We start from the raw sequence: 23553 nt of genomic DNA on the forward strand, positions 1-23553 counted from the left end.
TCACCTCAGCCCGCAGAAGGCCGCGATGGCCTGGTAGGTTTCCGGCGTGCTGGTGAGCAGCGCGAAGAGCACCAGCCACAGGCCGAGCAGGTAGTGCCAGTAGATGGCACAGAGCTCCATGCCGGACTTGAGTCGTGCCTCCGGGCCGTGGCGTAGCAACCGCAGCCCCACCCTCCCCCACGCCACCAGCCCGCCGGTCAGGTGCAGGCCATGCAGACCGGTAAGCAGGAAGAAGAAGCTGTTGGCCGGGTTGCCCGCCACCAGGTAGCCCCAGTCGACGAATTGCTGCCAGACCCACAACTGCCCACCGAGGAAGGCCAGGGCGAACGCGCCGCCCAGCACAAAGGCCAGGGACGCCGTATCCCGTTGGCCGCGCCCTATCGCCACTTTCGCCCATTGCAGGCAGACGCTGCCGAGGGCCAGCAGCGTGGTGTTCACCCAGAGCATCCAGGGATGGGCCAGGGGTGCCAGCGGATCGGTCAGGGGCCGCCAGTCCGACACCTGGGAGCGCACGACGAAAGCCAGCAGGAAGAGCATGAAGAGCGAGGTCACCACCCCCAGGAACACACTCAGACCCACCTTGGCTGCCCGGCTCCGGTCATGGATCGGAGCTTCGGGTCCGGCCGAGTCGCCCCGGCTCCAGCCGCCCGGTTCGGCGCCACCGATGCTCTTCCAGAATTGCGTGCTCATGGCCGTTTCTCCGCCGTGGCCGCCTGGCTGCCCGCTTCGCGCATGCGTTCCAGCTCTTCCTCGGAGACAGTCTGCGGCACGAAGTCCTGCTGGACGCCCGGCACGCTGTAGTCATAGGCCCAGCGATGCACGACCGGCAGTTCCTCCCGCCAGTTGCCGTGCACGGGCGGCGTGTCCGGTGTCTGCCATTCGAGGCTAGTGGCCTTCCACGGGTTGCTGCCAGCCGGCCGCCCCTTGAAGGTGCTCCAGGCCAGGTTGAACAGGAAGAGCAACTGGGAGGCGCCCACGATCAGCGCCGCCACGGTGATGAAGGCATTCAGGTCCTGGGCCGAGTGTGGGATGAACTGGTAGTCGGGATAGGCGTAATAACGCCGCGGCATGCCGAGGAACCCCAGGTAGTGCATGGGGAAGTAGATGGCGTAGGTGCCGAGGAAGGTGATCCAGAAATGCAGCTTGCCGAGGTGGTCGTTCAACATCCGCCCGGTGATCTTCGGGAACCAGTGGTAGATGGAGCCGAACACCACGAGGATCGGCGCCACGCCCATCACCATGTGGAAGTGCGCCACCACGAAATAGGTGTCCGACAGCGGGATATCGACGATCACGTTGCCAAGGAACAGCCCGGTCAGCCCGCCGACCAGGAAGGTGACGATGAAGGCCAGGGCGAACAGCATCGGCACCGTCAGGTGGATATCGCCATGCCAGAGGGTCAGGGTCCAGTTGTAGACCTTCAGCGCCGTGGGCACGGCGATCACCAGGGTGGTGACGGCGAAGAAGAAGCCGAAGTACGGGTTCATCCCGCTCACGTACATGTGGTGGGCCCACACCACGAAGCTCAGTACGCCGATCGCGATAATGGCCCAGACCATCATCCGGTAGCCGAAGATGTTCTTGCGCGCGTGGGTGCTGATCAGGTCCGACACCAGCCCGAAGGCCGGCAGCGCGACGATGTACACCTCCGGGTGGCCGAAGAACCAGAACAAGTGCTGAAAGAGGATCGGGCTCCCGCCCTGATGGTTAAGCGGCTGCCCCATGGAGACGACCGCCGGCATGAAGAAGCTGGTGCCCAGCAGGCGGTCGAACAGCATCATCACCGCACTGACGAACAGCGCCGGGAAGGCCAGCAGCGCGAGGATCGAGGCCATGAAAATGCCCCAGACCGAGAGCGGCATGCGGAACAGCGTCATGCCGTGGGTCCGCGACTGCAGCACGGTGGTCACGTAGTTCAGGCCGCCCATGGTGGCCGCGACGATGAAGATCGCCAGGGACACCAGCATCAACACGATGCCCCATTCCGTGCCCGGCGTGCCCTGGGTGATGGCCTGTGGCGGATAGAGCGTCCAGCCGGCCCCCGTCGGGCCTCCCGGCACGAAGAAACCCGCCAGCAGCACCAGCACCGAGAGCAGGTAGAACCAGTAGCTCAGCATGTTCACGTAGGGGAAGACCATGTCCCGCGCGCCCACCATCAGCGGGATCAGGTAGTTGCCGAAGCCGCCGAGGAAAAGCGCCGTCAGCAGGTAGATCACCATGATCATTCCGTGCATGGTCACGGCCTGGTAGTACGTGCTGGGGTCCATGAATTCCAGGCTGCCGGGGAAGCCGATCTGCATGCGCATCAAACCGGACAGCACCAGGGCGATCAGGCCGACGAAGATCGCGGTCAGGGAATACTGGATCGCAATGACCTTGTGGTCCTGGCTCCAGATGTAGCGGGTCAGGAAGCTCTTTGGCTCGTGCAGCACATGGTCTTCGGTCTGCTCGACTTGGGCCATCGGAAACCCTCCGTACGGTCGGAGTCCCTCCGGATTTACGGCGCCTGTTCCTGCTTCGTGGCGTCGGGATTCGCCTTGGACTTGATGAACGCGATCAGCGCCTCCAGCTCTTGCGGGGTCGGGGTGAAGGCCGGCATTGCCGGCGGGAAACCCTTGACCACCGCGGCTGCGGGCGTGAGGACGGAGTCCCTGAGGTAGGCATCATCCACTTTGACCTGGCTGCCGTCCGCCATGGTCTCGGTCCTGCCGTACAGCCCCTGCCAGCTGGGCCCCACGCCCTTGCTGCCATCGACGCTGTGGCAGGCCAGGCAACCCAGGGATTGCGCCAGTCTCTGCCCTTGCGCCACTGCATTACCGCCCTCGCCCGCCGCTCCTGCGGCGCCTTGTTCCTGCTGGCCGGCGGCGCTGAGCGACTGGATGAAGGCCACCAGGGCGGCCAGCTCATCCTGGTTGAAAGTATAGGGCACCATCACCGGCGGATAGCCCAGTACCAGACGGGCCCTGGGGTCGAGGATGGACTCTTTCAGGTAGGCCTCGTCGACTTTGACGCCGCTGCCATCCGCGAGTTTCTCCTCGCGTCCGTAAAGGTCCTTCCAACCCGGTCCCAGGCTGGTGGTGCCGTCCTGACTGTGACAGGCGTGACAACCGTAGGTCTCCGCCAGTTGGCGGCCCTTTTCGATCAGGCCGCTCGGGCTCGCCTTGTTGGCGGCCGCAAGGGTCTGGGCGAAGGTGGGCTGCGCGGCCAGCCACTGCTGGAATTCCTCGGGCGATTCGACCACCAGCATTCCGCGCATATTGAAGTGCCCTACCCCGCAGAACTCCGCGCAGAGAATCTCGTACTGGCCGGGCACCGTCGGGGTGAACCAGAAGTGCGACACCATGCCCGGCACCATGTCCATCTTTCCGCGGATCTGCGGGATATAGAAGTCGTGCAGCACGTCCTTGGAACGCAGCAGCACCTTGACCGGCTTATCCAGCGGCAGGCGCACCTCGTTGTTGCGGATCAGCACGTCGTCCTGGCCCGCCGGGTCGTCAGGGTCCAGTCCCAGCGGATTTTCCGCACTGATCCACTTCACATCGGAGCGGCCCAACTGCCCGTCCTGGCCGGGGAAGCGGAAGGCCCACTGCCATTGCTGCGCAACCACTTCCATCTGTGCGGCATCCGGGGGCACGCGGACGAAATCGTTGTAGACCACCAGCCCCGGAGCCAGCATGCCGATGATCCCAAGGGACGTGGCCACAATCAGCCAAAACTCCAGCTTGCGGTTTTCCGGTTGGTAGGCGGCCCGGGAACCTTCGCGATGACGGAAGCGGATGATCGCCACCACCATGAAACCGACGATGGCGATGAAGAAGATGCCGGTGATGACCAGGGTGATGAGCAGCGTGGTGTCGATGGAGCCCCAGTTGGACGCAGGCGGGGTCAGGTGCCAGGGCGCCAGGAGGTGAAACAGCACAGACGCGACAACGATAATGATCAGGATGATTGCTATCGCCATGTTCCCGTCGTCCGGTTCCAGATGCTCGTGCGCTGGTGAAGCGTGCGACGGTCATCAAGCAGTGCAACCCACCCCCGTTCCGGCCTCCGCGACTGGCGGAAGCGCGCCTTTCATCCCCGCATGACAAGGCTCGTGGGAAGTATAGTCGCGGGCTTTTCAGGTATTGGCCGGAAATGGGCAAGGTCATAGACAGTTGGAATCGGGCCATTGGCCGAGCTGATCAAGATGACCGTTCATACCTTCTCCCGGAAAAAGGCTTGATGGTGGAGAACGGTCGTTCTACCATCGCCGACATGGACAGCAAATCAACTTCCGATGTCAGAGAAAGACTTCTCGAAACCGCTGAAGACCTGATCTACAGAAACGGTATCAATGCCACGGGCATGGATCTTCTGGTCAAGACTTCCGGCGTCGCGAGAAAGACTATCTATAAATACTTCGGAACCAAGGACGAGCTGGTGGCCGCGGTACTGAAGCAGCGTGACGAGCGCTGGATGAGCTGGTTCAGGGCCGAAGTGGAGAAGGCCCAAACCCCTGCGGCGAAGCTGCTGGACCTCTTCAGCGTGCTCAAGGGCTGGTTCCTTTCCCCGGGCTTCCGAGGCTGTGCCTTTATCAATACCGCAGGTGAAACGGGCGATCCCGCCGATCCTGTCCGCCAGGTTGCCAAGGAGCACAAGGAGAAGCTGCTCAGCTTCGTTCGCGAGATTTGCCAGGAATATGGCGCCGCTGATCCGGATGCCCTGGCCAGGCAGCTGTTAGTCCTGATCGACGGTGCCATTACTGTTGCCCATGTGCTTGGTGATTCCAGCTCGGCAGATAGTGCGCAAGCAATAGCGCGCAATCTTCTGGGCGAATAGGAACGGCATCGAGCGGGCAACTTCAAACTTTGAGCCTCTACCCGTATTGGAGACTGGTCATGTCCTCTAACGCTGAAGTTCGTCCGCCGCTTCCCCCGTTCACCCGCGAAACCGCCATTCTGAAAGTTCGCCTGGCCGAAGATGGCTGGAACAGCCGTGACCCGGAGAAGGTATCCCTGGCCTACACCCTGGATACCAAGTGGCGGAACCGCTCTGAATTCCCTTCCAACCGCGCCGAAGCCAAGGCCTTCCTCACCCGCAAGTGGGCCAAGGAACTCGATTACCGCCTGATCAAGGAACTCTGGGCCTATGACGGGAACCGCATCGCCGTGCGCTACGCCTACGAGTGGCACGACGACTCCGGCAACTGGTTCCGCTCCTATGGCAATGAGAACTGGGAGTTCGACGAGAACGGCCTGATGGCCAATCGTTACGCCTCCATCAACGACTTGCCGATCAAAGAGTCTGAGCGCAAGTTCCGCTGGCCCCTGGGCCGCCGCCCGGACGACCACCCGGGGCTGTCCGAACTGGGCCTCTGACCCGAACCAGGACAGGGACGTCCAGTCCGCTCCCCGACATTTCCCCTCCGACGTGGCGCCGCGCCTTTTTTCATCGACCCTGTCTATGTGCGGTCCATGCTGGAGGGCTCTTTTCGGCCGCGCCGATAGATGGAGCTGATCACCCAGTCATCACTAGCGATTGGACGTAATGCCTGGCACCGCCTTAGCTTTCGCCTCACGAACTCCTTCGTGCCGGGAAACTCGATGATCGTCCGCCCCAAGCCAACCCTGCTCAACATCCTCACCACGCTCAAGGGTTCCATCGCGCGCCACATTGCCCTGCGCACAGTGATGGTCACCTTGTTGGCCTGCCTGATCGTCGTCGTCGAGAACCTGCATCCCGACTGGTTCACCAAGGTCAACGCCATGCCCTTCACGCTGCTCGGGCTGTCGCTGTCGATCTTCCTGAGCTTTCGCAACAACGCCTGTTATGACCGTTGGTGGGAAGGTCGCAAGGCCTGGGGCCAGATCATCATCGAAGTCAGATCCTTCATCCGGCAGAGCGTGGCCATTTGCGATGAGCCCCAGCGCGAGGCGGTGCTGCGCGAATTGTGCGGATTCGTCCATGCACTCAATGCCCGCCTGCGTGAAGAAGATGAACAGAAGGCGGCACAGCCCTGGCTCGCCAACCCGCCAGACACCTACGGCCTCACCCTGAGCGACGGCATCCTGCGGCACATCGGTTACCAGTGCGCCCGGCTGGCCGACCGGGGCGAGATCAACGAATGGCGTCATACGCTTCTGGAGACGCGTCTGACCGGTCTCAGCGCGGCACAGGCCACGTGCGAGCGGATCAAGGGCACGCCACTGCCCTTCCCCTACACCCTCCTGCTGCACCGCACCAGCTACATCTTCTGTGTGGCCCTGCCCTTCGCCATGGCCGAGCCCTTGGGCTGGTTGGCGCCGATCATCACCACCATCGTCGCGTACACCTTCTTCGGCCTGGATGCCATCGGCGACCAGTTGGAAGACCCATTCGGCCGCGACGAGAACGACCTGGCGACCGACGCCATGGTGCGCAATCTGGAGCGGGAAATACTCGATGCCCTCGGCCAGCGCGACCTGCCGCCGGCCTTGAAACCGGTGGACTACGTCCTGAGCTGATGCCGCTCAGGGTGCGGCGTAGGGCTCGATGAACCGGCAGCCGAGCAGGTCGTCCAGTCGCTTGCCGTCGCTCAGGCGACGGAACAGGCCCGGCGTCATCCAGGGGGCGTGGCCGTCGACATTGGGCGCGCCCCGGCCCGCTTCCAGATCCGGGATAAACAGTGTCCGGGTCTCGAACGATATTCGTGTAAGGCCACTGGTATTGCCCACCCCGGCATGGGCATGAGCGCCGGAAAAGGCGATCACTTCGCCGGGCTCGATCAACACCGGCACGCCTTGCTCTCCCGGCTCGCCGAGCAGATGGGGAATGGCCTCGTCCGCATTCACCGAATTGCGTCCATCGCGGTGGGAGCGCCGAAGGATGGCCTGCATGTCGAAGTCCGCGCTGGTGTTGGGCAGGGTCTTGCTCCACAGGCCAGGGTAGATCGCAAAGGTGCGCTCCTCCGTGATCGGGTAGATCGGTGCCCACCAGTTGGTCTGTGCGTAGAGATTCGAGCCCCAGGTGTCCCGGTGAAAGGCGATGGTGGCGGTCGTCCGGGATCGCGGAGCCAGCTGGGCCACTTGCTGGTGGGGTTGGAAGCGCAGGTGCAGCCGATCGCAGGCGATCCGTTCAGCGTTGAAGCCCAGCTCCTCCATCAGGCCCTGCCACAGATTGCGTACCTCGGGCGACGCCGCGAACGCCCGCTGGCATTGTTCGAAGCAACGGGTCTGTTCGACGTGGGAGAGGTACTGGTGGATTTTTTCCGGTCGGTACGGATGTAGCTGCACTTCCAGCCACTCACGGGTGAAGGCCACCCACTTGGCCATGGCCGGTGAGTGGCCGAAGCGCAGGATGTCTCCGGCATAGATGCGCGATTGGAAGCTGTGCGGGTCGAACGGCGTGGCGAGCGTGCTGTACATGGGACTCGATCCTGAGGCGGCAGCGCCTTGACTCTAGACACCGTTCACGCCTGGAAACAGCGGCAGAAGCACGCGCAAAAAACAGATCAGGCGGCCCCTGAAGGCTGGCGTGGGAACCTTTCCACGCCGGCGGAGATTTACGAAGCGGATCGAGGAAGCGCGCTCACCCCTTCATGGGCGCGTTTGGATTATTCAACGCATAGAGGTAGCAATCCGCCAGGCTGTGATCGGCTACCGGGCTGGAATAGCTGGCCGTGAAGGTGATGGCCACGCCCAGGTGCTGATAGGTCCGCTTGTCCATCACGCCTGGCGGTACATCGGGCACCAGGTCGCTGTCATTGACCACGCGATAGGTGGGGATACCCAGGCCGTTGTAATGGGCGGCGAATGCCGGATCGCCCAGACGAGGGCTGGCAAAGGTGTAGTGCTGCAGCGGCTGATCCGGCCAGCGTTCAAGCAAATCCAGCACCGCCAGGCTCGAGAGCGCGCACCCCAGGCTGTGGCCGCACGACCAGAGGGCTCCCGAAGGCTGGAGGCTGTCCACGACCTGCAACGCCTGGTCCCGCAGGGAGGTATAGAGCCGGAGGAAGCCCTTGTGCACCTGGCCGGCGCCGCACTGCCAGGGATAGTCGACCTGATCGGCCTCCAGATCGTCCACCCAGTCCTGGGGTGATTCCGTACCGCGGAACACCAGGTAGACCGCGCCATCCGGAGCCCGCGCGGCGAAGCCGAAGGGTTCGGATTCGTTGAGGAAATACAGCTCGCTGAGAATGCTCCAGATCGGAACCGAGAACGCCCAGCCGGTGAGGCTCGGTGCCTGCCAATGGAAATCGGCGGGTTTGCGCGGCTTGTCCTGCTGCAGCCATTGCTCGTACTGATCGTAGGCGGCCGCCACCAGGTCCGCGCACTGCAAGGCCTGGGGCAAGGAAAAGTCCGTGGGGAAGTACATGGGAAGACTGGGCATGGTGGCCTCCTTGCCGGCTGGAGTGGTGTGCCACTCTAGACCATGCCCGTCCGCAGTAAAGGTCAGTCCGCGAAATCGGTGGACATCGACAGGGGCTTCCACTGCTCCAGTTCGCCTTCCACCAGGCTGTGCTTGGCGGAGATACGTGCTACCGCATCGCTGCCCAGCGGCAGGCGCTGAGGCGGATTCGGCGCACTCACCAGTTCCATGATGGCCCCGGCCAGCTTGCTCGGATCGCCCGGCTGGGCATGGTTGGCACTGTGGGCGAAGCGGCGCATGGCGCCTACGGTTTCGTCGTAGTCCGGCAGCTCCAGGGCGGTCTTCACCAGGGACTGGTCATCGAGGAAGTCGGTGCGGAAGAAGCCCGGCTCGACCACGGTGACCTTGATACCCAGCGGCGCCAGTTCCTGATGCAGCGCTTCGCTGATGCCTTCCACCGCGAATTTGGTGGAACCGTACACGCCCCAGCCGTGATAGGACTGGTAGCCGCCCAGGGAGGAAATGTTGATCACGTGGCCGGCACGCTGGCGGCGCATGCGCGGCAGTACGGCGCGCGTGACATTGAGCAGGCCGAAGACATTGGTGGCGTAGATGCGCTCCACCTCGGCGGCGCTGGTTTCTTCCACCGCGCCGAGGATGCCGTAGCCGGCGTTGTTCACCAGCACATCGATACGGCCGAAGCGACCGACGCCCGCCTCCACCGCCTCGTGGGCCTCACTTTCGCGGGTCACGTCCAGGCGAACCGCCAGCAGGTTGGGATGGTCGCCCAGGCGAGCGATGACCTCCTCCGGCTTGCGGGCGGTGGCGATGACGGCATCGCCGGCCTCCAGGGCCTTTGCTGCGATGAGTGCGCCGAAACCACGGGAAGCTCCAGTAATGAACCAGGTACGCATAGCAACTCCTCCTGTGTGGGAACCCGCACCGCGCGGGTTATCTGGTGAGTTGACATCACTCTAAGGCTCGATTACTCCTGCGATAATCCCAATAAAATCGCATGAGCTTTTGAATGGAGTTCATCAATGAAGCCGGTATCCGCCGCTGACCTCGACGTCTTCCTCAGCATCGCCGCCCACCTGAGTTTCAGCCGTGCAGCCGTGGAGCTGGGCCTCTCCCCGTCGGCCCTGAGCCATGCCCTGCGCGCGCTGGAAGAACGCCTGGGGGTGCGCCTGTTCAACCGCACCACCCGCAGCGTGGCCCTGACCGAAGCCGGCGAGCGCCTTTACGCACGCATCCGGCCGGCCTTCCGTGACATCGACGACGCCCTGGAAGACCTCAACCAGTTCCGCGATACCCCTTCCGGCACCTTGCGCATCAGTGCTGGCCGCGCAGCGGTTCAACTGGTGCTGCTGCCGCTGGCCAGCCGCTTTCTTGCGGCCTACCCGGACGTGCGGCTGGAGATTTCTGCCGAGGACGCGTTGGTGGATGTGGTATCCGCCGGCTTCGATGCGGGCGTGCGTTTCGGCGAGCGGCTGGAGGCTGACATGGTGTCTCTGCCCATCGGCCCCTACATGCGCTCGGTCGTGGTGGCGGCGCCGGCGTTCTTCGAGCGTCATCCTGTGCCGCAGAATCCACATGACCTCCACGGCCTGCCCTGCATCCGCCACCGCTTTCCCAGCGGCAACCTGTACCACTGGGAGTTCGAGCGGGAAGGCAAACGGCTGGAGATCGAAGTGGACGGCCCCCTCACCCTCGGCGATGTGGCGCTGATGGTGGAGCCGGCCCTGCACGGAACCGGCCTGGCCTACGTGTTCGAGGAAATGGTCGCCGCCCACCTGGCCGAGGGCCGGTTGGTCCAGGTGCTGGAAGACTGGTGCCCCTACTACCCCGGCCTGCACCTCTACTACCCGAGCCGCCGCCAGGTGCCGGCGGCGATGAAGGCCTTCATCGAGTTCGCCCGGTCGGCGCGACAGGAGAAGTGACCGCGAAGCCGGCGCGAATCTTTCGGTGCGCAAGGCGCACCCTACGACACGGCGCCGGGACTCTGACACATTCGCGGTTTTGGACGGTCACTGCTCCAGCTTCAGCAGCGGCTCCTCGCCCTTGCGCACCGTATAGGTCGCCAACTCGGACGCTGGTTCGTTGCCGATGTTCTTCGCCACATGGGGAACCCCGTCGGGAATGAACAGCGACTCGCCGGCCTTGAGGATGACCGGTTCGCGGCCCGCCAACTGGTACTCGAAGGTCCCGCTGATCACATAGGCCACTTCCTCCCCCGGATGGGAGTGCCGGGGCGATGCGACGCCCGGATCGATATCGACGCGGGCCTGAATGACTTCATGCCCATGGACACGGATGTCCTGTTTGACCAGGTCGGTACGGTGGATGCCGTTCTTCCAGCTGGCGTTCGCCTGTGCAGCTTCTCCGGCCTGGGCCAGGCCCGAGAATGCGGCGATTGCCGCGGCGGTTGCGAAAAGATGGATGCAGCGCATGGTCTTGCCCCTTCGGCTGGATTGCTTTGGAGGCCTCACCCTATTCGGTGCAGGTTCCGGCGATGTGTCGGCAGCGCAGCGTTTTGAAAGCCTGTATGTGCGTGAGTGGCCCGAATACACAGGGATACAACCAGAGCCGCTCCGTGAGCCGGCCTCTACCCGCCGGTTCCAGCACCGTCGTTCTGAGCTTTTTGCAATCCATTTCGAGGCTTCAACCGTCATTCGTCGCGCTATCCTGTTGCGCTCGCTCGTACAGGTCCGACCGTTCCGATGTCCGCACTCTCCACCCCGCAGAACCTCCCATCCGTCCTCGCCGGCCCCATGCTGCGCCGGCTCGAATCCCATCGACTGGTCCTTTGGCTGGTGGGGTCACGCAAGCTGACGCCAGTGCTGCGACTGATGGTGGGTGGAGAAAGTACCGAGCATCGGTTGGACGACGAGGCCTGCCGTGTGATTCCGATGGGGCGACACGCCTTCGTGCACCTGATCGACCTGCGCCTGGAGTCCCCGTTGCCGCTGGATCAGCAGGTCGACTATGACCTGCTGATCGACGGCGAAGGCATCAGCCAATGGGCGCCGCACCTGATCCACGAGCATGCCGCGCAGCCGAGCTTCGTGCTGCGTTCGCGCATCGACCAACTGCTCCACGGTTCCTGCCGCAAGCCCCACTGCCCGGCGCACGACGGCTTGCTCTGCGCCGACCGTCTGCTGGCGGCGGGGCCAGCCCCCGAGCAGCGCCCTGCCTTGCTGATGCTGAGTGGCGACCAGGTCTACGTCGACGACGTCGCCGGCCCCATGCTGCGAGCCATCCACGTGCTGATCGCCCGACTTGGCCTATTCGACGAACGCCTCGAAGGTGCGGTGGTGAGTGACAGCGCAGCGCTCTACGGACACCCTGCGAGTTACTACCACCGCGCTGACCTGCTACCAGCGCTGGAAAGCAATGAAACCCTCCGCGAGCGCTTCTTCCGTGGAGCCCGCAAGCCCATCTTCACCAGCAGCAATGCCGACAACCACCTGGTGACCCTGGCGGAAGTGCTGGCCATGTACCTGCTGGTCTGGTCGCCGGTGCCCTGGACACTGATCCAGCTGCAAATGCCGGCCTTGGGGCCGGCAGAAGCGGCGCGATACCGTCTGGAGGCCGCGCACCTGGAAGGATTTTGCGCGGGCCTTCCCGGCGTTGCGCGGGTGTTCGCTCACCTGCCGACGCTGATGATCTTCGATGACCACGACATCACCGACGACTGGAACCTCTCAGCCCAGTGGGAGCTGACCGCCTACGGTCATCCCTTCTCCAAGCGCATCATCGGTAACGCGCTGGTGGCCTACATGCTCTGCCAGGGCTGGGGTAACGACCCGGACGCCTTCGTCGAACCGCTGGAACGGATGGAAGCCCTGAGCGCCACAGCCGCCGCCGACAACCACCTGGCCAGCCCGGTGCTGGACGGGCTGATTGACCGCCTGCTGGGCTTCAACCGCTGGCAATACGTTCTGCCCACCACCCCGGCGCTGGTGGTGCTGGATACCCGCACTCGCCGCTGGCGCAGCGAAATCAACCTGAAGCGCCCGTCCGGCCTGCTGGACTGGGAGGCGCTGAGCGAACTGCAGCAGGAGCTGCTGGACCATCCCTCGGCCATCGTCGTATCCCCGGCGCCGATATTTGGGGTAAAGCTGATCGAGACGGTGCAGCGGGCCTTCAGCTGGCTCGGTTACCCGCTGCTGGTGGACGCGGAAAACTGGATGGCCCATCGCGGGTCCGCCCAGGTGATCCTCAATATCTTTCGCCACTCGCGCACCCCGGGCGACTACGTGATCCTCTCCGGCGACGTGCACTACTCCTTCGTCTACGAAGTGACGATCCGCCACCGGCAGCGGGGGCCGAAGATCTGGCAGATCACCAGCAGCGGCGTGAAGAACGAGTTCCCCCGGCGCCTGCTGGATGTGTTCGACCGCCTCAACCGCTGGCTCTACTCGCCCCGTTCTCCCCTGAATTGGCTGACCCGGCGCCGCCCCATGAAGGTGGCGCCGCGCACGCCGGAACACAGCAAGGCCGGGGAGCGGCTGTGGAACTCGGCGGGGCTCGGACAGGTGTTCTTCGACCCGCAGGGCCGGCCGACGCGCATCTTCCAGCTGAATGCAGACGGCTCGGCGCCCACCGAATTCCTTGAAGACCGCGACGATGTGACCGCTGAACATCCGGTGCCTCGGCAGGTATGATTCGCGCTCCTGACTTCTCCAGGTCCAAGCCATGAGTACGATTCCTCCCTTCGGAACCGGCGATGCCTCCTACCAGGCCGCCGGCGGCATCGACGGCCTGCGCCGCCTGGTGGACGACTTCTACCGGCTGATGGACGAACTGCCCGAAGCCGCCGACCTGCGCCGCCTCCACCCGGAAAGCCTGGAGCAGTCCCGCGACAAGCTCGCCTGCTTCCTCAGCGGCTGGCTGGGCGGGCCCAAGCTGTTCAGCGAGAAGTACGGTTCCATATCCATCCCCTCCTTCCACGCCCAGTGGCCCATCGGCGAAGCCCTCAGCGGCGCCTGGCTGGGCTGTATGGAGCGCGCCATCGCCCTGCAACCCTTCTCACCCGAGTTCGCCGAATACCTGCTGGCCCAGCTGCGCGTACCCGCCCACCGCGTGGTGCAGGCGAGCCAGGCGCGGCATGGTTAGTCGGTCGGAAGGCTTGTTGTAGGGGCGAATTCATTTGCGATTCGGACCCTGGGTCCGCCGGGATAACCCGGCCGCTTCGCAGCCTTTCGCGAATGAATTCGCTCCTACAAGACTTTGCAAATCCACCTTTTGACGACTGCACGGTCACGCCCATATAGTAAGCAATGCTTATTATATGGAGCGCTTAATATGCCTGCCCTCGAAGACAGCCTCGGTTTCGTCCTGGCCGATGTCTCACGCCTGATGCGCCGGGCTTTTGAACGGAATCTATCGGGCAGCCCGCTGACCCTCAGCCAGGCGCGCGCCCTTGCCCACGTGGCGCGGAGCGAGGGGTGCCGACAGGTCGAACTGGCCGAGCAGCTGGAGATCAAACCCATCACCCTGGCCCGTTTGCTGGATCAGTTGGAGGAGGCCGAGCTGGTGGAGCGGCGCCCTGATCCGGAAGACCGCCGTGCCTATCGGCTCCATCTCCGCGAGCAGGCCAATCAGGCCCTGATCGACATCCGCGCCGCGGGTGTCGCGCTCCATGCCGAAGCCCTGGAGGGCATCAGCGAGTCGGAGATCGCCGCCCTCACCAGCGCCCTGCGCAAGATGCGCGCAAACCTGTCCGCCCGTTGAGCCATCGAGTAACGCTGCCATGAACACCCATACGGTCATCGCCCCGGAGCAGGAAGCCCCGATCGCCACCCCACCGCGCCGCAAGCGCCTGCTGCTGATGGGCGCTGTCCCGCTGCTGGCTACGGTGCTCGGCTTGGCCGTCTACCTGCATGGCGGTCGTTATGTTGAAACCGATAACGCCTACGCCAAGGCCGACAAGGTGCCAGTGAGCGCCGATGTGTCGGGCACCATCACCGAAGTGCTGGCCCACGAAAACGACCAGGTCGCCGCCGGCCAGTTGCTGTTCCGCATCGACCCCGCCAGTTTCCGTATCGCCGTTGCCAAGGCCGAAGCCCGACTGGCCCAGGTGCGCACCGATCTTGCCGCACTGAAGGCCAGCTACCAGGAGAAATCCTCCGAACTGGCGCTGGCCCGAACGCGCGAATCCTTCGCCCGGAAGGACCTGGAGCGCCAGGCCAATCTGGCGCAAAAAGGCTATCTCTCCCCTTCCCGCCTGGACGAATCCCGCCAGGCCGCCCTGATAGCGTCCCAGGAGATCGATGCCCGCGAGCACGACCTGAACCGCATCGCCGAGAACCTGGGCGGCAGCCCGGAAATGCCCATCGAGCAGCACCCCAGCTACCTCACCGCCGAGGCTGAACTGGAACAGGCCCGACTCGACTTGCAGCGCGCCGACGTGCACGCCTCCCTGCCCGGAAGCGTCAGCAAGGTGCCCCAGCCCGGCCAGTACATCACTGCGGGCAACACCGCCATGACCCTGGTGGCGGACGGCAACCTCTGGGTCGAAGCCAACTTCCCGGAAAAGGACCTGACCTACGTGCGGCCCGGCCAGGCCGTCGACGTGCGATTCGATACCTACCCCGATCGCACCTGGCGCGGCGAGGTGGAAAGCCTGAGCCCCGCCACTGGCTCGGAGTTCTCGGTGCTGCCGGCGCAGAACGCCACCGGCAACTGGGTGAAAGTGGCCCAGCGCGTGCCCGTGCGTATCCACCTGCTGCCCGCTCCGGACCTGCCGCGCCTGCGTGCCGGACTCAGCGCGGTGGTGGAAATCGACACCGGCCACCGCCGCAGCCTCGCCAGCCTGCTGCCCTGAGCCATGAACGCCTCCGTCGCCCGCGACTCCGCCTCGCATCGTGGCCTGATCACCCTGTCGGTGATGCTGGCCACCATCATCCAGGCGCTGGACACCACCATCGCCAACGTCGCCCTGCCCCACATGCAGGGCAGCATGGGCACCACCCAGGACCAGATCAGTTGGGTCCTGACCTCCTACATCGTCGCGGCCGCGATCTGCATGCCGCTGACCGGTTTCGTCGCCGCACGCTTCGGCCGCAAGCGGCTGTTCATGTGGTCCATCGTCGGCTTCACCGTCACCTCCATGCTCTGCGGTGCGGCCCAGAGCCTGGAGCAGATCGTGTTGTTCCGTCTGCTCCAGGGGGTGTTCGGGGCGAGCCTGGTGCCCTTGTCCCAGGCCGTGCTGCTGGACACCTACCCCACTGAACAGCACGGTTCGGCCATGGCGATCTGGGGCGTGGGCGTCATGGTCGGGCCCATCCTCGGCCCGAGCCTGGGCGGCTGGCTCACCGAGTATTACAACTGGCGCTGGGTGTTCTACATCAACCTGCCCTTCGGGCTTCTGGCCTGGTTCGGCCTGGCGGCCTTCCTCAAGGAAACCCCGATCGAGCGCGAGCGACGTTTCGACCTGCTGGGTTTCTCCCTGCTCGCCCTGGCCATCGGCGCCTTGCAGCTGATGCTGGACCGCGGCGAGTCCCAGGACTGGTTCCACAGCCGCGAGATTCTCGTCGAGGCGGCGCTCGCCGGCCTTGGCCTCTATCTGTTCGTCGTCCATGTGCTGACCAGCCGCCAGCCGTTCATCGAGCCGGCGATGTTCCGCGACCGCAACCTCAGTATCGGCCTGCTGTTCATCTTCATGGTCGGCATCATGCTGTACGCCACCATGACCCTGCTGCCGCCCTTCATGCAGAACCTGATGGGCTACCCGGTACTGGACGTGGGCAACCTGCTCGCCCCGCGCGGCGTTGGCACCATGGTGGCGATGATGCTGGTGGGGCGGCTGATCGTCCGCGTCGACCCGCGCTGGATGATCGGTACAGGCCTGCTGCTCACGGCGTTTGCCCTGTGGGAGATGACGCTCTTCACCGCCGAAGTGTCCGCCTTTGAAATCGCGCGCACCGGGGTGATTCAGGGCTTCGGCCTGGGGCTGATCTTCGTGCCGCTGTCCACCCTGACCTTCTCCACCCTGGCGCCGCGCTACCGCAACGACGGCACCGCGCTGTTCAGCCTGACGCGCAACGTCGGCAGCGGGATCGGCATCTCCGTGGTGATCAGCTACCTGGCCCAGCGCACCCAGATCAACCACGCCGTGTTCAGCGACTTCGTCACCCCCTTCAACCAGGCCCTGGTCCAGGCCACGGAAAACGGTGCCATCGACCTTTCCACCCCCGCCGGGCTGGTCGCCCTGAACGTCGAGGTGACGCGCCAGGCCGCGATCCTGGCCTACCTGCAGGATTTCCGCCTGATGATGTTCGTCACCCTCGCTTCCCTGCCCTTGCTGCTGCTCCTGCGCAAGCCGCCAAAGACTGCCGTGAAGCCGGACCCCCACGCCGCGATGGACTGAACCAAATGGACTGAGCTCTAGCCCGCCGGCTGACGCCGTAGCTGGTTGCGCCGCCAGGCGGCGGGTGGCGCGCCGAACTCCCGGCGAAAGGCCCGGCTGAAAGCGGCATCGGTCTGATAGCCGACGTCTTCGGCAATGCGCGCCAACGGCGCATTGCTGCGACACAGGAGATTGGCCGCCAGCAGCATCCGCCACTGGGTGAGGTACTGCATGGGCGAGCTGCCCACCAGTTGCTGGAAGCGCTCAGCGAGTACCGAGCGCGACGTGCCGGCGGTACGCGCCAGTTCCTCCAGGGTCCAGGCCTGGGCCGGACACCGGTGCAACGCATTCAGGGCCGCGCCGACGATCCGGTCCCCAAGCCCCGCCAGCCAACCCGTACGCCCTTCAGCCTGTTCATTCATGTAAAGCCGCAGCACCTCGATGAACAGCACCTCGGCCAGCTTGGCCAGCACCCCTTCGCCGCCTGGTCTGGGTGATTTCGCTTCGCTCAGCGCATAGCGCACCGACGCCTCCAGCCAGGGGCCGGCACTGGAGTCGCGCACGTTGACCCGCACGAGGGATGGCAGGCCGGCCAGGAGAATCTCCGCCAGCCGGGCATCGCAGGCCATGTAACCGCAGACCAGGCGGGTGATCGGCCCCCCGCCGCCGTAGGCCAATTGCCGTGGCCGGCGTGACAGGACCTGGTCCAGCCGCGCGCCGCTGGCGGGCGCCAGGCCGGGTTGGGAGGTCATGCGATGGGCGTCGCCCTGGGGAAACAGCACGACATCCCCCGCGACCAGGTGTACCGGGCACTCGCGACCGAGTTCGACGAAGCATTCCCCTTGGGTGATCAGGTGGAAGATCACCACGCGCTCGGCTCCGGGCTCCAGCAGGGAGGCCACTGAATCGGCGCGGGGCGACTGGTAGCACCAGGGCGCGCTGAACCGGGCATTGATGAAGATGGCGCCGACCAGGCGGACGACGCGCAGGGTTTCCGAGAGAGCGTCCATCAGCCTTCACCTCAGGCGGCAGTCCTGAAATTCTGGGCGCTCGGGCCTTTTTGCACCGCCTGGCCGGATAAATGGCCATTAACACGGACGATCGGACAAGCCTTGCCGACGCTCGGACAGGACGTCGCTTTGCCGTAGGCGGATAGTTTCCCTGCACGCCCCTTGCTGCCCAATCCACCCAAGGCGTGCCCGCTAGCCAACAACAACGAGGTCACCATGCCCAAGTTCCTCATTGAAAGAGAGATACCGGACGCTGGAAAACTCACGGAACGAGACCTCAAGGCCATTTCGCAGAAGTCCTGCCGAGTGCTCAGAAACATCGGACCAGAGGTGCAGTGGGTCCAGAGCTACGTCACCGACGACAAGCTGTACTGCGTGTACATCGCCGACAGCGAGGAGCTGGTCCGCGAACACGCCCGCCAGGGCGGTTTCCCGGCCACGCGTGTTTCCCGCATCAGCTCCACCATCGACCCGACCACCGCTGAATGAGCCCTCAAATGACCACCGCTATTGATCTCGATGCCCTGAAAAGCCGGCAGATGGCCTCCTGGGCCAGCGGCGACTACGCCGTGATCGGCACCACCCTGCAACTGGTCGGCGAATTGCTGGCCGAGGCCTGCGATATCCGCCACGGCGCCGCCGTGCTGGACGTTGCCGCCGGCAATGGCAACGCCACGCTTGCCGCCGCGCGGCGGGGTGGCCGGGTGACCTCCACCGACTACGTGCCTGCGCTGCTGGAACGGGGCCAGGAACGCGCCCGCGCCGAACGCCTGGAAGTGACCTTCCTGGCCGCCGACGCCGAGAACCTGCCCTTCCCGGACGCCTGCTTCGACGTGGTGCTGTCCACCTTCGGCGTGATGTTCACCCCCAACCAGGCCAGGGCCGCCGCCGAACTGGCGCGGGCCTGCCGTCCCGGTGGGCGCATCGGCCTGGCCAACTGGACCCCCGATGGCTTCATCGGCCAGGTGTTCAAGACCCTGGGTCGCCACCTGCCGCCGCCTCCCGGCGTACAGCCGCCGTCGCTCTGGGGTGTGGAAAGCCATCTGCGCGAACTGTTCGACGACAGCGCCCGGGAAATTTCCGTGGCGCGCCGCCTGTTTAATTTTCGCTATCAGTCGGCCGCCCACTTCATCGAGGTCTTTCGCACGTGGTACGGACCGGTCCACAAAGCCTTCGCCGCCCTCCCCCCTGACGGCGCCGAGGCCCTGGAGCGCGACCTGACCGAACTGCTGGAGCGCTACAACCGCGCCGGACCGGAGTCGCTGATCGTGCCGAGCGAGTACCTGGAGGTGGTGATCACCCGAAGCTGAGGTGAAGGTCGTACTGGCTCCTGTGGGGGCGAATTCATTCGCAAAGGGCGCGCAGCGTCCCCTGAGATTTCGAGGGTCAACCCGTCGGTCCGGTTAGCGAATGAATTCGCCCCCACAATTACGGTACGCATCCCACGAAGCGGGACTTAGAGCCAGGATCACTACCGCATGACACCTGACCCCAGGAGCGCATGGCGCACCCTACCAGCACCTTTGCTACGGCGTTCCCGTCCGATAACCGCACAGAACCCCTTGCGGCAAATTGACCAAATTAACTAACTGGTACATTTTCATCTCCATTCCCTCCCGGTCGCCCGACCGGGACAGTTCAACGATGGAGATTCGCTGTAATGACCCGCACCGTCCTGGTCCTCAACGGACCGAACCTCAACATGCTCGGCACCCGTGAGCCCGCCGCCTACGGCCACGAAACCCTCGCCGACATTTCCGCCCTGTGCAGCCGAACCGCAGCCGGGCTGGGCTTTGAGGTGGACTTCCGCCAAACCAACCATGAAGGCGAGCTGATCGACTGGATCCACCAGGCCCGAGGCCGGTGTGCCGGCATCCTGATCAATCCCGCCGCCTGGACCCACACTTCCGTGGCCATTCGTGACGCCCTGGTAGCCGCCGAGCTGCCGGTGATCGAGGTGCACCTGTCCAACGTGCACAAGCGCGAGGAATTCCGTCACCACTCCTTCGTGTCGGCCATCGCCGTCGGCGTGATCTGCGGTCTCGGCAGCCAGGGCTACAGCCTGGCTCTGCAGCACTTCGGCCAACTGTTCTCCAGGGGTTGAGCACCATGTCTCAGTACACTCAATCGATTCTCGCCGGCCTGATCGGCGCCGGCATCCAGGCCTCCCGCACCCCCGCCATGCACGAGCACGAGGGCGACGCCCAGGGCCTGCGCTACCTCTATCGCCTGATCGACCTGGACCAACTGAAACTGGACACCACCGCCCTCCCCGACCTGCTTCGCGGCGCTGAGCAGATGGGCTACACCGGCCTGAACATCACGTTCCCGTGCAAGCAGGCGATCATCCCGCTGCTGGACGAACTGTCTCCCGAAGCCGCCGGCATCGGCGCCGTGAACACCGTGGTGCTGAAGGATGGCAAACGCATCGGTCACAACACCGACTGCCTGGGCTTCGGCGAAGGTTTCCGCCGTGGCCTGCCCGATGTGCAGCGACGCCAGGTGGTGCAGATGGGGGCCGGCGGTGCCGGTTCGGCCGTGGCCCACGCGCTACTGGCTGAAGGCGTCGAGCGCCTGACTCTGTTCGAAGTGGATGCCGTTCGTGGCCAGGCCCTGGTGGACAACCTCAACCAGCATTTCGGCGCTGGTCGTGCCGCCCTGGGTACTGACCTGCGCAGCGCCATGGCCGAAGCCGACGGCCTGGTGAACACCACCCCCATCGGCATGGCCAAGCTGCCGGGCACCCCGGTGCCGGCGGAATTGCTGCGCCCTGAGCTGTGGGTGGCGGAGATCATCTATTTCCCGCTCGAAACCGAGTTGCTGCGCGACGCCCGCGCCATCGGCTGCCGCACCATCGATGGCGGCACCATGGCGGTGTTCCAGGCGGTGAAAGCGTTCGAACTGTTCAGCGGCCGTAGCGCCGATGCCCAACGCATGATGGATCACTTCGCCAGCATGAATGCCTGATGGAGACAGGAGGGAACTCTGCTGGCAAATCTTCGCGAGCAGAGCTCGCTCCTACGGGAATCCCCCCGTAGGGTGGGCTTTTCAGCCCACCATCAAAGCGCCGGTCACGCCTGCAGGTAGCGCAGCACCGAATCGCAGATCATTTCCTTGTGCCGGGCCTTGACCTGCTCGTCCACCAGGTCGATCTGGAAGATCTCGCCGAAAGTGTTGCGGTTGGAGACGCGGTAGAAGCAGAAGGAGCTGATCAGCAGGTGCAGGTCGAGGGGGTTCAGACCCGGTCGGAACACGCCCTCGGCTTCGCCACGGCGGAGGATTTCCCCGAGGGAGTCGAGGATGGTGGTGCTCATGGAGCGGATGGCGTTGGACTGCTTCACGTACTCGCCATGGTGGATGTTCTCGATGCTGACGATGCGCACGAAATCCACATTGCGGTCGTGGTGGTCGAAGGTGAATTCCACCAGCCGGCGGATCGCCTCGCGGGGTTCGAGTTCGGCCAGGTGCAGCTTGCCTTCGGTGCTGCGGATATCGCCGTAGAGCTTTTCCAGTACCTCGACGTAGAGCTGCTCCTTGCTGCCGAAGTAGTAGTAGATCATCCGCTTGGAGGTATGCATGCGCTCGGCGATGGCGTCGACGCGGGCGCCGGACAGACCCTGCTGGACGAATTCGACGATGGCGGCCTGGAGGATGTTCTCGCGGGTTTTTTCCGGATTGTTCTTGCGCCCTTTGCGAGGGGCCTCTGCGGGCAGGTCTTGTAGTTCGGCAGTTGTTGTCATCATGGGCTCACGGCCAGCGGAAACTGGTTCGATTATGGGTTGGGCTGCGGCCGTAAGGAAGCCTGGCGCTGGGGTGGCGCCAGGCTTCGTGCGGTCTACAACTTGGCCTTGGCGGCGGCGCCGCTGCGGGCTTTGGCCATGGCCGCCAGGCGTACCGCAACGTTGGCCGCACCGTAGCCGGTATAGCCATTCTTGCGCTGCAGGATTTCGAAGAAGAAGCGCCCCTCGAACGGCTCCGTGTAGACGTGGAACAGCTCGCCACCCTGGGCGTCGCGGTCGTAGAGCACGTTGTAGTAGGCCAGTTCGCTGAGGAACTCGTCGTCGAAATCGAAGCGCGCCGCGAGGTCGTCGTAGTAGTTCAGCGGAATGTCCAGCAACGGCACGCCGGCATCCTTGGCGCGGCTCACCTCGGCGAAGATGTCCTCGCAGGAGAAGGCGATGTGGTGCGCCCCGGACCCGCGATAGCTGGACAGCGCATGGGAGATCGCGGTGTTGCGGTTTTCCGAGATGTTCAGCGGCAGGCGGATGCTGCTGCAACGGCTGCGGATGGCGCGGCTCTTCACCAGGCCGTAAGGGTCCGGCAGCACCACTTCGTCGTCGGCTTCGAAGTCCAGCACGCTCTTGTAGAACAGCACCCAGCTGTCCAGTCCATCGGCCGGCAACGCCAGGGCCATGTGGTCGATGCGGTCGAGCTGGCCGCCCTGGCTGGCCTGGGGATCGAGGATGAAGTCGCTGTCGTAGATGGTCTGCCCGGCCTGGGCCCGCTCCACCAGATAGATGAGGCTGCCGTCCGGCGCGCGCACGGCAGGAATCTCACGCTCGTTCGGGCCGACGAGGCCGCGATAGGGCTGGCCTTTGAACTCCCGGGCGCGCTCCAGGGCGCTTGCGCTGTCCTTGACCCGCAGGGCGGTGGCGCAGAGCGACGGACCGTGGGCTTCGAAATAGCCGTGAGCGAAGGAATAGGGTTCGGCATTGAGCACGATATTGATGTCGCCCTGGCGCATCAGGCTCACGTCCTTGGAACGGTGTTGGCCGGCGCGGGCAAAGCCCAGGCGCTCCAGCCAGCTGGCGAGCTTGGCGCCCTGGGCTTCGTCCACGGCGAATTCGAGGAATTCGACACCGTCGTAGCGGCTGGCCGGCGGTGGCGAGAGAAGGATGTCCAGATTGGCCGGCGGGGCCGGGTCCTTGGCCAACAGCTTGCGGGTCTTCTCTTCCAGATAAAGCAGAGAGCGCAGACCGTCGGCAGCGTTGGCCCTGGGCGGTGCGGCGCGGAAGCCGTCATTGAAGATTTCCAGGGACAGCGGGCCCTTGTAGCCACTGCGGATGATGGGCGCGAGGAAGCCCGGCAGATCGAATTCACCCTGTCCGGGGAAGCAGCGGAAGTGGCGGCTCCACTCCAGGACGTCCATGGCCAGTACGGGGGCGTCGGCCATCTGCACGAAGAAGATCTTGTCTCCGGGAATCTCGGCAATGCCGCTCGGGTCGCCCTTTATTGACAGGGTATGGAAGCTGTCCAGCAGCACACCGAGGGCGGGGTGGTCGGCCTGGCGTACCAGGTTCCAGACCTGCTGCCAGCTGTTCACATGGCGGCCCCAGGCCAGGGCCTCGTAACCGATGCGCAGGTTGCGGGCGCCTGCCCGTTCGGCCAGGAGGCGCAGGTCGTCCACCAGGATTTCCTCCTCCGGCAACGCATCGGGCTGGACGTTGCTGCACACCAGCACCAGGTCGGTCCCCAGCTCCTGCATCAGATCGAATTTGCGCTCGGCGCGGTCGAGGTTCTTCTGCAGGCGTTCGCGGCGGCAGCCTTCGAAATCGCGGAAAGGCTGGAACAGCGTGATGGCAATGCCAAGGTCGGCGCACATCTGGCGGATTTCGCGCGGGCTGCCGGCGTAATACAGGAGGTCGTTCTCGAAGATTTCGACACCGTCGAAACCGGCAGCGGCGATGGCTTCGAGTTTTTCCGGCAGGGTACCGCTCAGGGAGACGGTGGCAATGGAACGCTGCATGCTTGAGCTCCTTGTGGGTGGGCGCGGTAAATACCTGTAGGGGCGAATTCATTCGCCCCTACAAAAGACAGGCAAAGCCCTTCGTTTTCGTAGTCGGATTGATTATTCGCGCGTAAAGT

General features: G+C 64.5%; 23 protein-coding genes. 13 read left to right on the top strand and 10 right to left on the bottom strand.

All coding sequences use genetic code 11. The features are described from left to right. Genes TQ98_RS13850 through TQ98_RS13860 form a run of 3 tightly spaced genes read right to left on the bottom strand, consistent with a single transcriptional unit; the run spans position 1 to position 3961 of the window. The gene (locus TQ98_RS13850; RefSeq protein WP_044872438.1) at positions 1-690 is read right to left on the bottom strand and encodes a cytochrome c oxidase subunit 3; all 690 of its coding nucleotides are present in this window, start codon (positions 688-690) and stop codon (positions 1-3) included. After that, on the bottom strand, positions 687-2462 hold the full coding sequence (ctaD, locus tag TQ98_RS13855; RefSeq protein ID WP_044872437.1) for a cytochrome c oxidase subunit I: 1776 nt from the start codon (positions 2460-2462) through the stop codon (positions 687-689). Before ctaD ends, TQ98_RS13850 begins: the two co-directional genes overlap by 4 nt. A gap of 35 nt (positions 2463-2497) precedes the next feature. Then, positions 2498-3961 (bottom strand): cytochrome c oxidase subunit II, encoded by a 1464-nt coding sequence (locus TQ98_RS13860; protein ID WP_044872436.1) that lies wholly within the window; start codon positions 3959-3961, stop codon positions 2498-2500. Between the two features lie 293 nt (positions 3962-4254). On the opposite strand from TQ98_RS13860, the gene TQ98_RS13865 reads away from it, so the two are divergent. The 3 genes from TQ98_RS13865 (at position 4255) to TQ98_RS13875 (ending at position 6482) form a co-directional block, all read left to right on the top strand. Continuing rightward, positions 4255-4818: a TetR/AcrR family transcriptional regulator gene (locus TQ98_RS13865; protein ID WP_044872584.1), complete on the top strand. Its 564-nt coding sequence runs from the start codon at positions 4255-4257 to the stop codon at positions 4816-4818. A 59-nt stretch (positions 4819-4877) separates the two neighbouring features. Then, the gene (locus TQ98_RS13870; protein ID WP_044872435.1) at positions 4878-5357 is read left to right on the top strand and encodes a nuclear transport factor 2 family protein; all 480 of its coding nucleotides are present in this window, start codon (positions 4878-4880) and stop codon (positions 5355-5357) included. A gap of 225 nt (positions 5358-5582) precedes the next feature. Continuing rightward, positions 5583-6482, top strand: a complete 900-nt coding sequence (locus tag TQ98_RS13875) for a bestrophin family protein (RefSeq protein WP_044872434.1) — start codon at positions 5583-5585, stop codon at positions 6480-6482. Positions 6483-6488: 6 nt separating this feature from the next. On the opposite strand, the gene TQ98_RS13880 is transcribed toward TQ98_RS13875, so the two are convergent. The 3 genes from TQ98_RS13880 to TQ98_RS13890 all read right to left on the bottom strand — a co-directional run bounded on the left by TQ98_RS13880 (position 6489) and on the right by TQ98_RS13890 (position 9239). After that, entirely contained in the window at positions 6489-7382 is an 894-nt protein-coding gene (locus TQ98_RS13880) for a hypothetical protein (RefSeq protein WP_044872433.1), read from the bottom strand. Positions 7383-7545: 163 nt separating this feature from the next. Next, the gene (locus TQ98_RS13885) at positions 7546-8346 is read right to left on the bottom strand and encodes a lipase family protein (RefSeq protein ID WP_044872432.1); all 801 of its coding nucleotides are present in this window, start codon (positions 8344-8346) and stop codon (positions 7546-7548) included. Positions 8347-8408: 62 nt separating this feature from the next. Further along, on the bottom strand, positions 8409-9239 hold the full coding sequence (locus TQ98_RS13890; RefSeq protein WP_044872431.1) for an oxidoreductase: 831 nt from the start codon (positions 9237-9239) through the stop codon (positions 8409-8411). Positions 9240-9365: 126 nt separating this feature from the next. Between TQ98_RS13890 and TQ98_RS13895 the strand changes: the two genes are divergently transcribed. Continuing rightward, positions 9366-10265, top strand: a complete 900-nt coding sequence (locus TQ98_RS13895) for a LysR family transcriptional regulator (RefSeq protein WP_044872430.1) — start codon at positions 9366-9368, stop codon at positions 10263-10265. Positions 10266-10352: 87 nt separating this feature from the next. On the opposite strand, the gene TQ98_RS13900 is transcribed toward TQ98_RS13895, so the two are convergent. Then, positions 10353-10775 (bottom strand): cupin domain-containing protein, encoded by a 423-nt coding sequence (locus TQ98_RS13900; protein ID WP_044872429.1) that lies wholly within the window; start codon positions 10773-10775, stop codon positions 10353-10355. 270 nt (positions 10776-11045) lie between these two features. Between TQ98_RS13900 and TQ98_RS13905 the strand changes: the two genes are divergently transcribed. The 5 genes from TQ98_RS13905 to TQ98_RS13925 all read left to right on the top strand — a co-directional run bounded on the left by TQ98_RS13905 (position 11046) and on the right by TQ98_RS13925 (position 16699). Continuing rightward, on the top strand, positions 11046-12992 hold the full coding sequence (locus TQ98_RS13905) for an alkaline phosphatase D family protein (protein ID WP_044872428.1): 1947 nt from the start codon (positions 11046-11048) through the stop codon (positions 12990-12992). Between the two features lie 31 nt (positions 12993-13023). Further along, entirely contained in the window at positions 13024-13443 is a 420-nt protein-coding gene (locus tag TQ98_RS13910; protein WP_044872427.1) for a group II truncated hemoglobin, read from the top strand. A 189-nt stretch (positions 13444-13632) separates the two neighbouring features. After that, positions 13633-14061 carry a MarR family transcriptional regulator gene (locus TQ98_RS13915; protein WP_044872426.1) on the top strand — a complete coding sequence of 143 codons (429 nt, stop codon included), beginning with the start codon at positions 13633-13635 and terminating at the stop codon, positions 14059-14061. 19 nt (positions 14062-14080) lie between these two features. After that, positions 14081-15154 carry an HlyD family secretion protein gene (locus TQ98_RS13920; RefSeq protein WP_044872425.1) on the top strand — a complete coding sequence of 358 codons (1074 nt, stop codon included), beginning with the start codon at positions 14081-14083 and terminating at the stop codon, positions 15152-15154. Positions 15155-15157: 3 nt separating this feature from the next. Continuing rightward, on the top strand, positions 15158-16699 hold the full coding sequence (locus TQ98_RS13925) for a DHA2 family efflux MFS transporter permease subunit (protein WP_044872424.1): 1542 nt from the start codon (positions 15158-15160) through the stop codon (positions 16697-16699). Between the two features lie 17 nt (positions 16700-16716). On the opposite strand, the gene TQ98_RS13930 is transcribed toward TQ98_RS13925, so the two are convergent. Then, complete coding sequence (locus TQ98_RS13930) at positions 16717-17688, bottom strand: AraC family transcriptional regulator (protein ID WP_044872423.1); 972 nt, start codon at positions 17686-17688, stop codon at positions 16717-16719. A 216-nt stretch (positions 17689-17904) separates the two neighbouring features. Between TQ98_RS13930 and TQ98_RS13935 the strand changes: the two genes are divergently transcribed. The 4 genes from TQ98_RS13935 to TQ98_RS13950 all read left to right on the top strand — a co-directional run bounded on the left by TQ98_RS13935 (position 17905) and on the right by TQ98_RS13950 (position 20655). Continuing rightward, positions 17905-18177 carry a DUF4242 domain-containing protein gene (locus tag TQ98_RS13935; protein WP_044872422.1) on the top strand — a complete coding sequence of 91 codons (273 nt, stop codon included), beginning with the start codon at positions 17905-17907 and terminating at the stop codon, positions 18175-18177. A gap of 8 nt (positions 18178-18185) precedes the next feature. Then, positions 18186-18998, top strand: a complete 813-nt coding sequence (locus TQ98_RS13940) for a class I SAM-dependent methyltransferase (protein WP_044872421.1) — start codon at positions 18186-18188, stop codon at positions 18996-18998. A 350-nt stretch (positions 18999-19348) separates the two neighbouring features. Beyond that, complete coding sequence (aroQ, locus tag TQ98_RS13945; protein WP_044872420.1) at positions 19349-19792, top strand: type II 3-dehydroquinate dehydratase; 444 nt, start codon at positions 19349-19351, stop codon at positions 19790-19792. 5 nt (positions 19793-19797) lie between these two features. Then, positions 19798-20655: a shikimate dehydrogenase gene (locus TQ98_RS13950; RefSeq protein WP_044872419.1), complete on the top strand. Its 858-nt coding sequence runs from the start codon at positions 19798-19800 to the stop codon at positions 20653-20655. 104 nt (positions 20656-20759) lie between these two features. On the opposite strand, the gene TQ98_RS13955 is transcribed toward TQ98_RS13950, so the two are convergent. After that, on the bottom strand, positions 20760-21428 hold the full coding sequence (locus TQ98_RS13955) for a TetR family transcriptional regulator (protein ID WP_044872418.1): 669 nt from the start codon (positions 21426-21428) through the stop codon (positions 20760-20762). Between the two features lie 95 nt (positions 21429-21523). Then, positions 21524-23434 (bottom strand): 3-dehydroshikimate dehydratase QuiC, encoded by a 1911-nt coding sequence (gene quiC, locus TQ98_RS13960; RefSeq protein ID WP_044872417.1) that lies wholly within the window; start codon positions 23432-23434, stop codon positions 21524-21526. Between the last annotated feature and the right edge of the window lie 119 nt (positions 23435-23553).

The sequence above is a fragment of the Pseudomonas sp. LFM046 genome (genome assembly GCF_000949385.2).
In the GTDB taxonomy this organism is placed as follows: domain Bacteria; phylum Pseudomonadota; class Gammaproteobacteria; order Pseudomonadales; family Pseudomonadaceae; genus Metapseudomonas.

Coding starts and splice junctions, on each gene's coding strand:
- TQ98_RS13850 (WP_044872438.1), bottom strand. CDS start 690: ATGAGCACGCAATTCTGGAAGAGCATCGGTGGCGCCGAACCGGGCGGC.
- ctaD (WP_044872437.1), bottom strand. CDS start 2,462: ATGGCCCAAGTCGAGCAGACCGAAGACCATGTGCTGCACGAGCCAAAG.
- TQ98_RS13860 (WP_044872436.1), bottom strand. CDS start 3,961: ATGGCGATAGCAATCATCCTGATCATTATCGTTGTCGCGTCTGTGCTG.
- TQ98_RS13865 (WP_044872584.1), top strand. CDS start 4,255: ATGGACAGCAAATCAACTTCCGATGTCAGAGAAAGACTTCTCGAAACC.
- TQ98_RS13870 (WP_044872435.1), top strand. CDS start 4,878: ATGTCCTCTAACGCTGAAGTTCGTCCGCCGCTTCCCCCGTTCACCCGC.
- TQ98_RS13875 (WP_044872434.1), top strand. CDS start 5,583: ATGATCGTCCGCCCCAAGCCAACCCTGCTCAACATCCTCACCACGCTC.
- TQ98_RS13880 (WP_044872433.1), bottom strand. CDS start 7,382: ATGTACAGCACGCTCGCCACGCCGTTCGACCCGCACAGCTTCCAATCG.
- TQ98_RS13885 (WP_044872432.1), bottom strand. CDS start 8,346: ATGCCCAGTCTTCCCATGTACTTCCCCACGGACTTTTCCTTGCCCCAG.
- TQ98_RS13890 (WP_044872431.1), bottom strand. CDS start 9,239: ATGCGTACCTGGTTCATTACTGGAGCTTCCCGTGGTTTCGGCGCACTC.
- TQ98_RS13895 (WP_044872430.1), top strand. CDS start 9,366: ATGAAGCCGGTATCCGCCGCTGACCTCGACGTCTTCCTCAGCATCGCC.
- TQ98_RS13900 (WP_044872429.1), bottom strand. CDS start 10,775: ATGCGCTGCATCCATCTTTTCGCAACCGCCGCGGCAATCGCCGCATTC.
- TQ98_RS13905 (WP_044872428.1), top strand. CDS start 11,046: ATGTCCGCACTCTCCACCCCGCAGAACCTCCCATCCGTCCTCGCCGGC.
- TQ98_RS13910 (WP_044872427.1), top strand. CDS start 13,024: ATGAGTACGATTCCTCCCTTCGGAACCGGCGATGCCTCCTACCAGGCC.
- TQ98_RS13915 (WP_044872426.1), top strand. CDS start 13,633: ATGCCTGCCCTCGAAGACAGCCTCGGTTTCGTCCTGGCCGATGTCTCA.
- TQ98_RS13920 (WP_044872425.1), top strand. CDS start 14,081: ATGAACACCCATACGGTCATCGCCCCGGAGCAGGAAGCCCCGATCGCC.
- TQ98_RS13925 (WP_044872424.1), top strand. CDS start 15,158: ATGAACGCCTCCGTCGCCCGCGACTCCGCCTCGCATCGTGGCCTGATC.
- TQ98_RS13930 (WP_044872423.1), bottom strand. CDS start 17,688: ATGGACGCTCTCTCGGAAACCCTGCGCGTCGTCCGCCTGGTCGGCGCC.
- TQ98_RS13935 (WP_044872422.1), top strand. CDS start 17,905: ATGCCCAAGTTCCTCATTGAAAGAGAGATACCGGACGCTGGAAAACTC.
- TQ98_RS13940 (WP_044872421.1), top strand. CDS start 18,186: ATGACCACCGCTATTGATCTCGATGCCCTGAAAAGCCGGCAGATGGCC.
- aroQ (WP_044872420.1), top strand. CDS start 19,349: ATGACCCGCACCGTCCTGGTCCTCAACGGACCGAACCTCAACATGCTC.
- TQ98_RS13950 (WP_044872419.1), top strand. CDS start 19,798: ATGTCTCAGTACACTCAATCGATTCTCGCCGGCCTGATCGGCGCCGGC.
- TQ98_RS13955 (WP_044872418.1), bottom strand. CDS start 21,428: ATGACAACAACTGCCGAACTACAAGACCTGCCCGCAGAGGCCCCTCGC.
- quiC (WP_044872417.1), bottom strand. CDS start 23,434: ATGCAGCGTTCCATTGCCACCGTCTCCCTGAGCGGTACCCTGCCGGAA.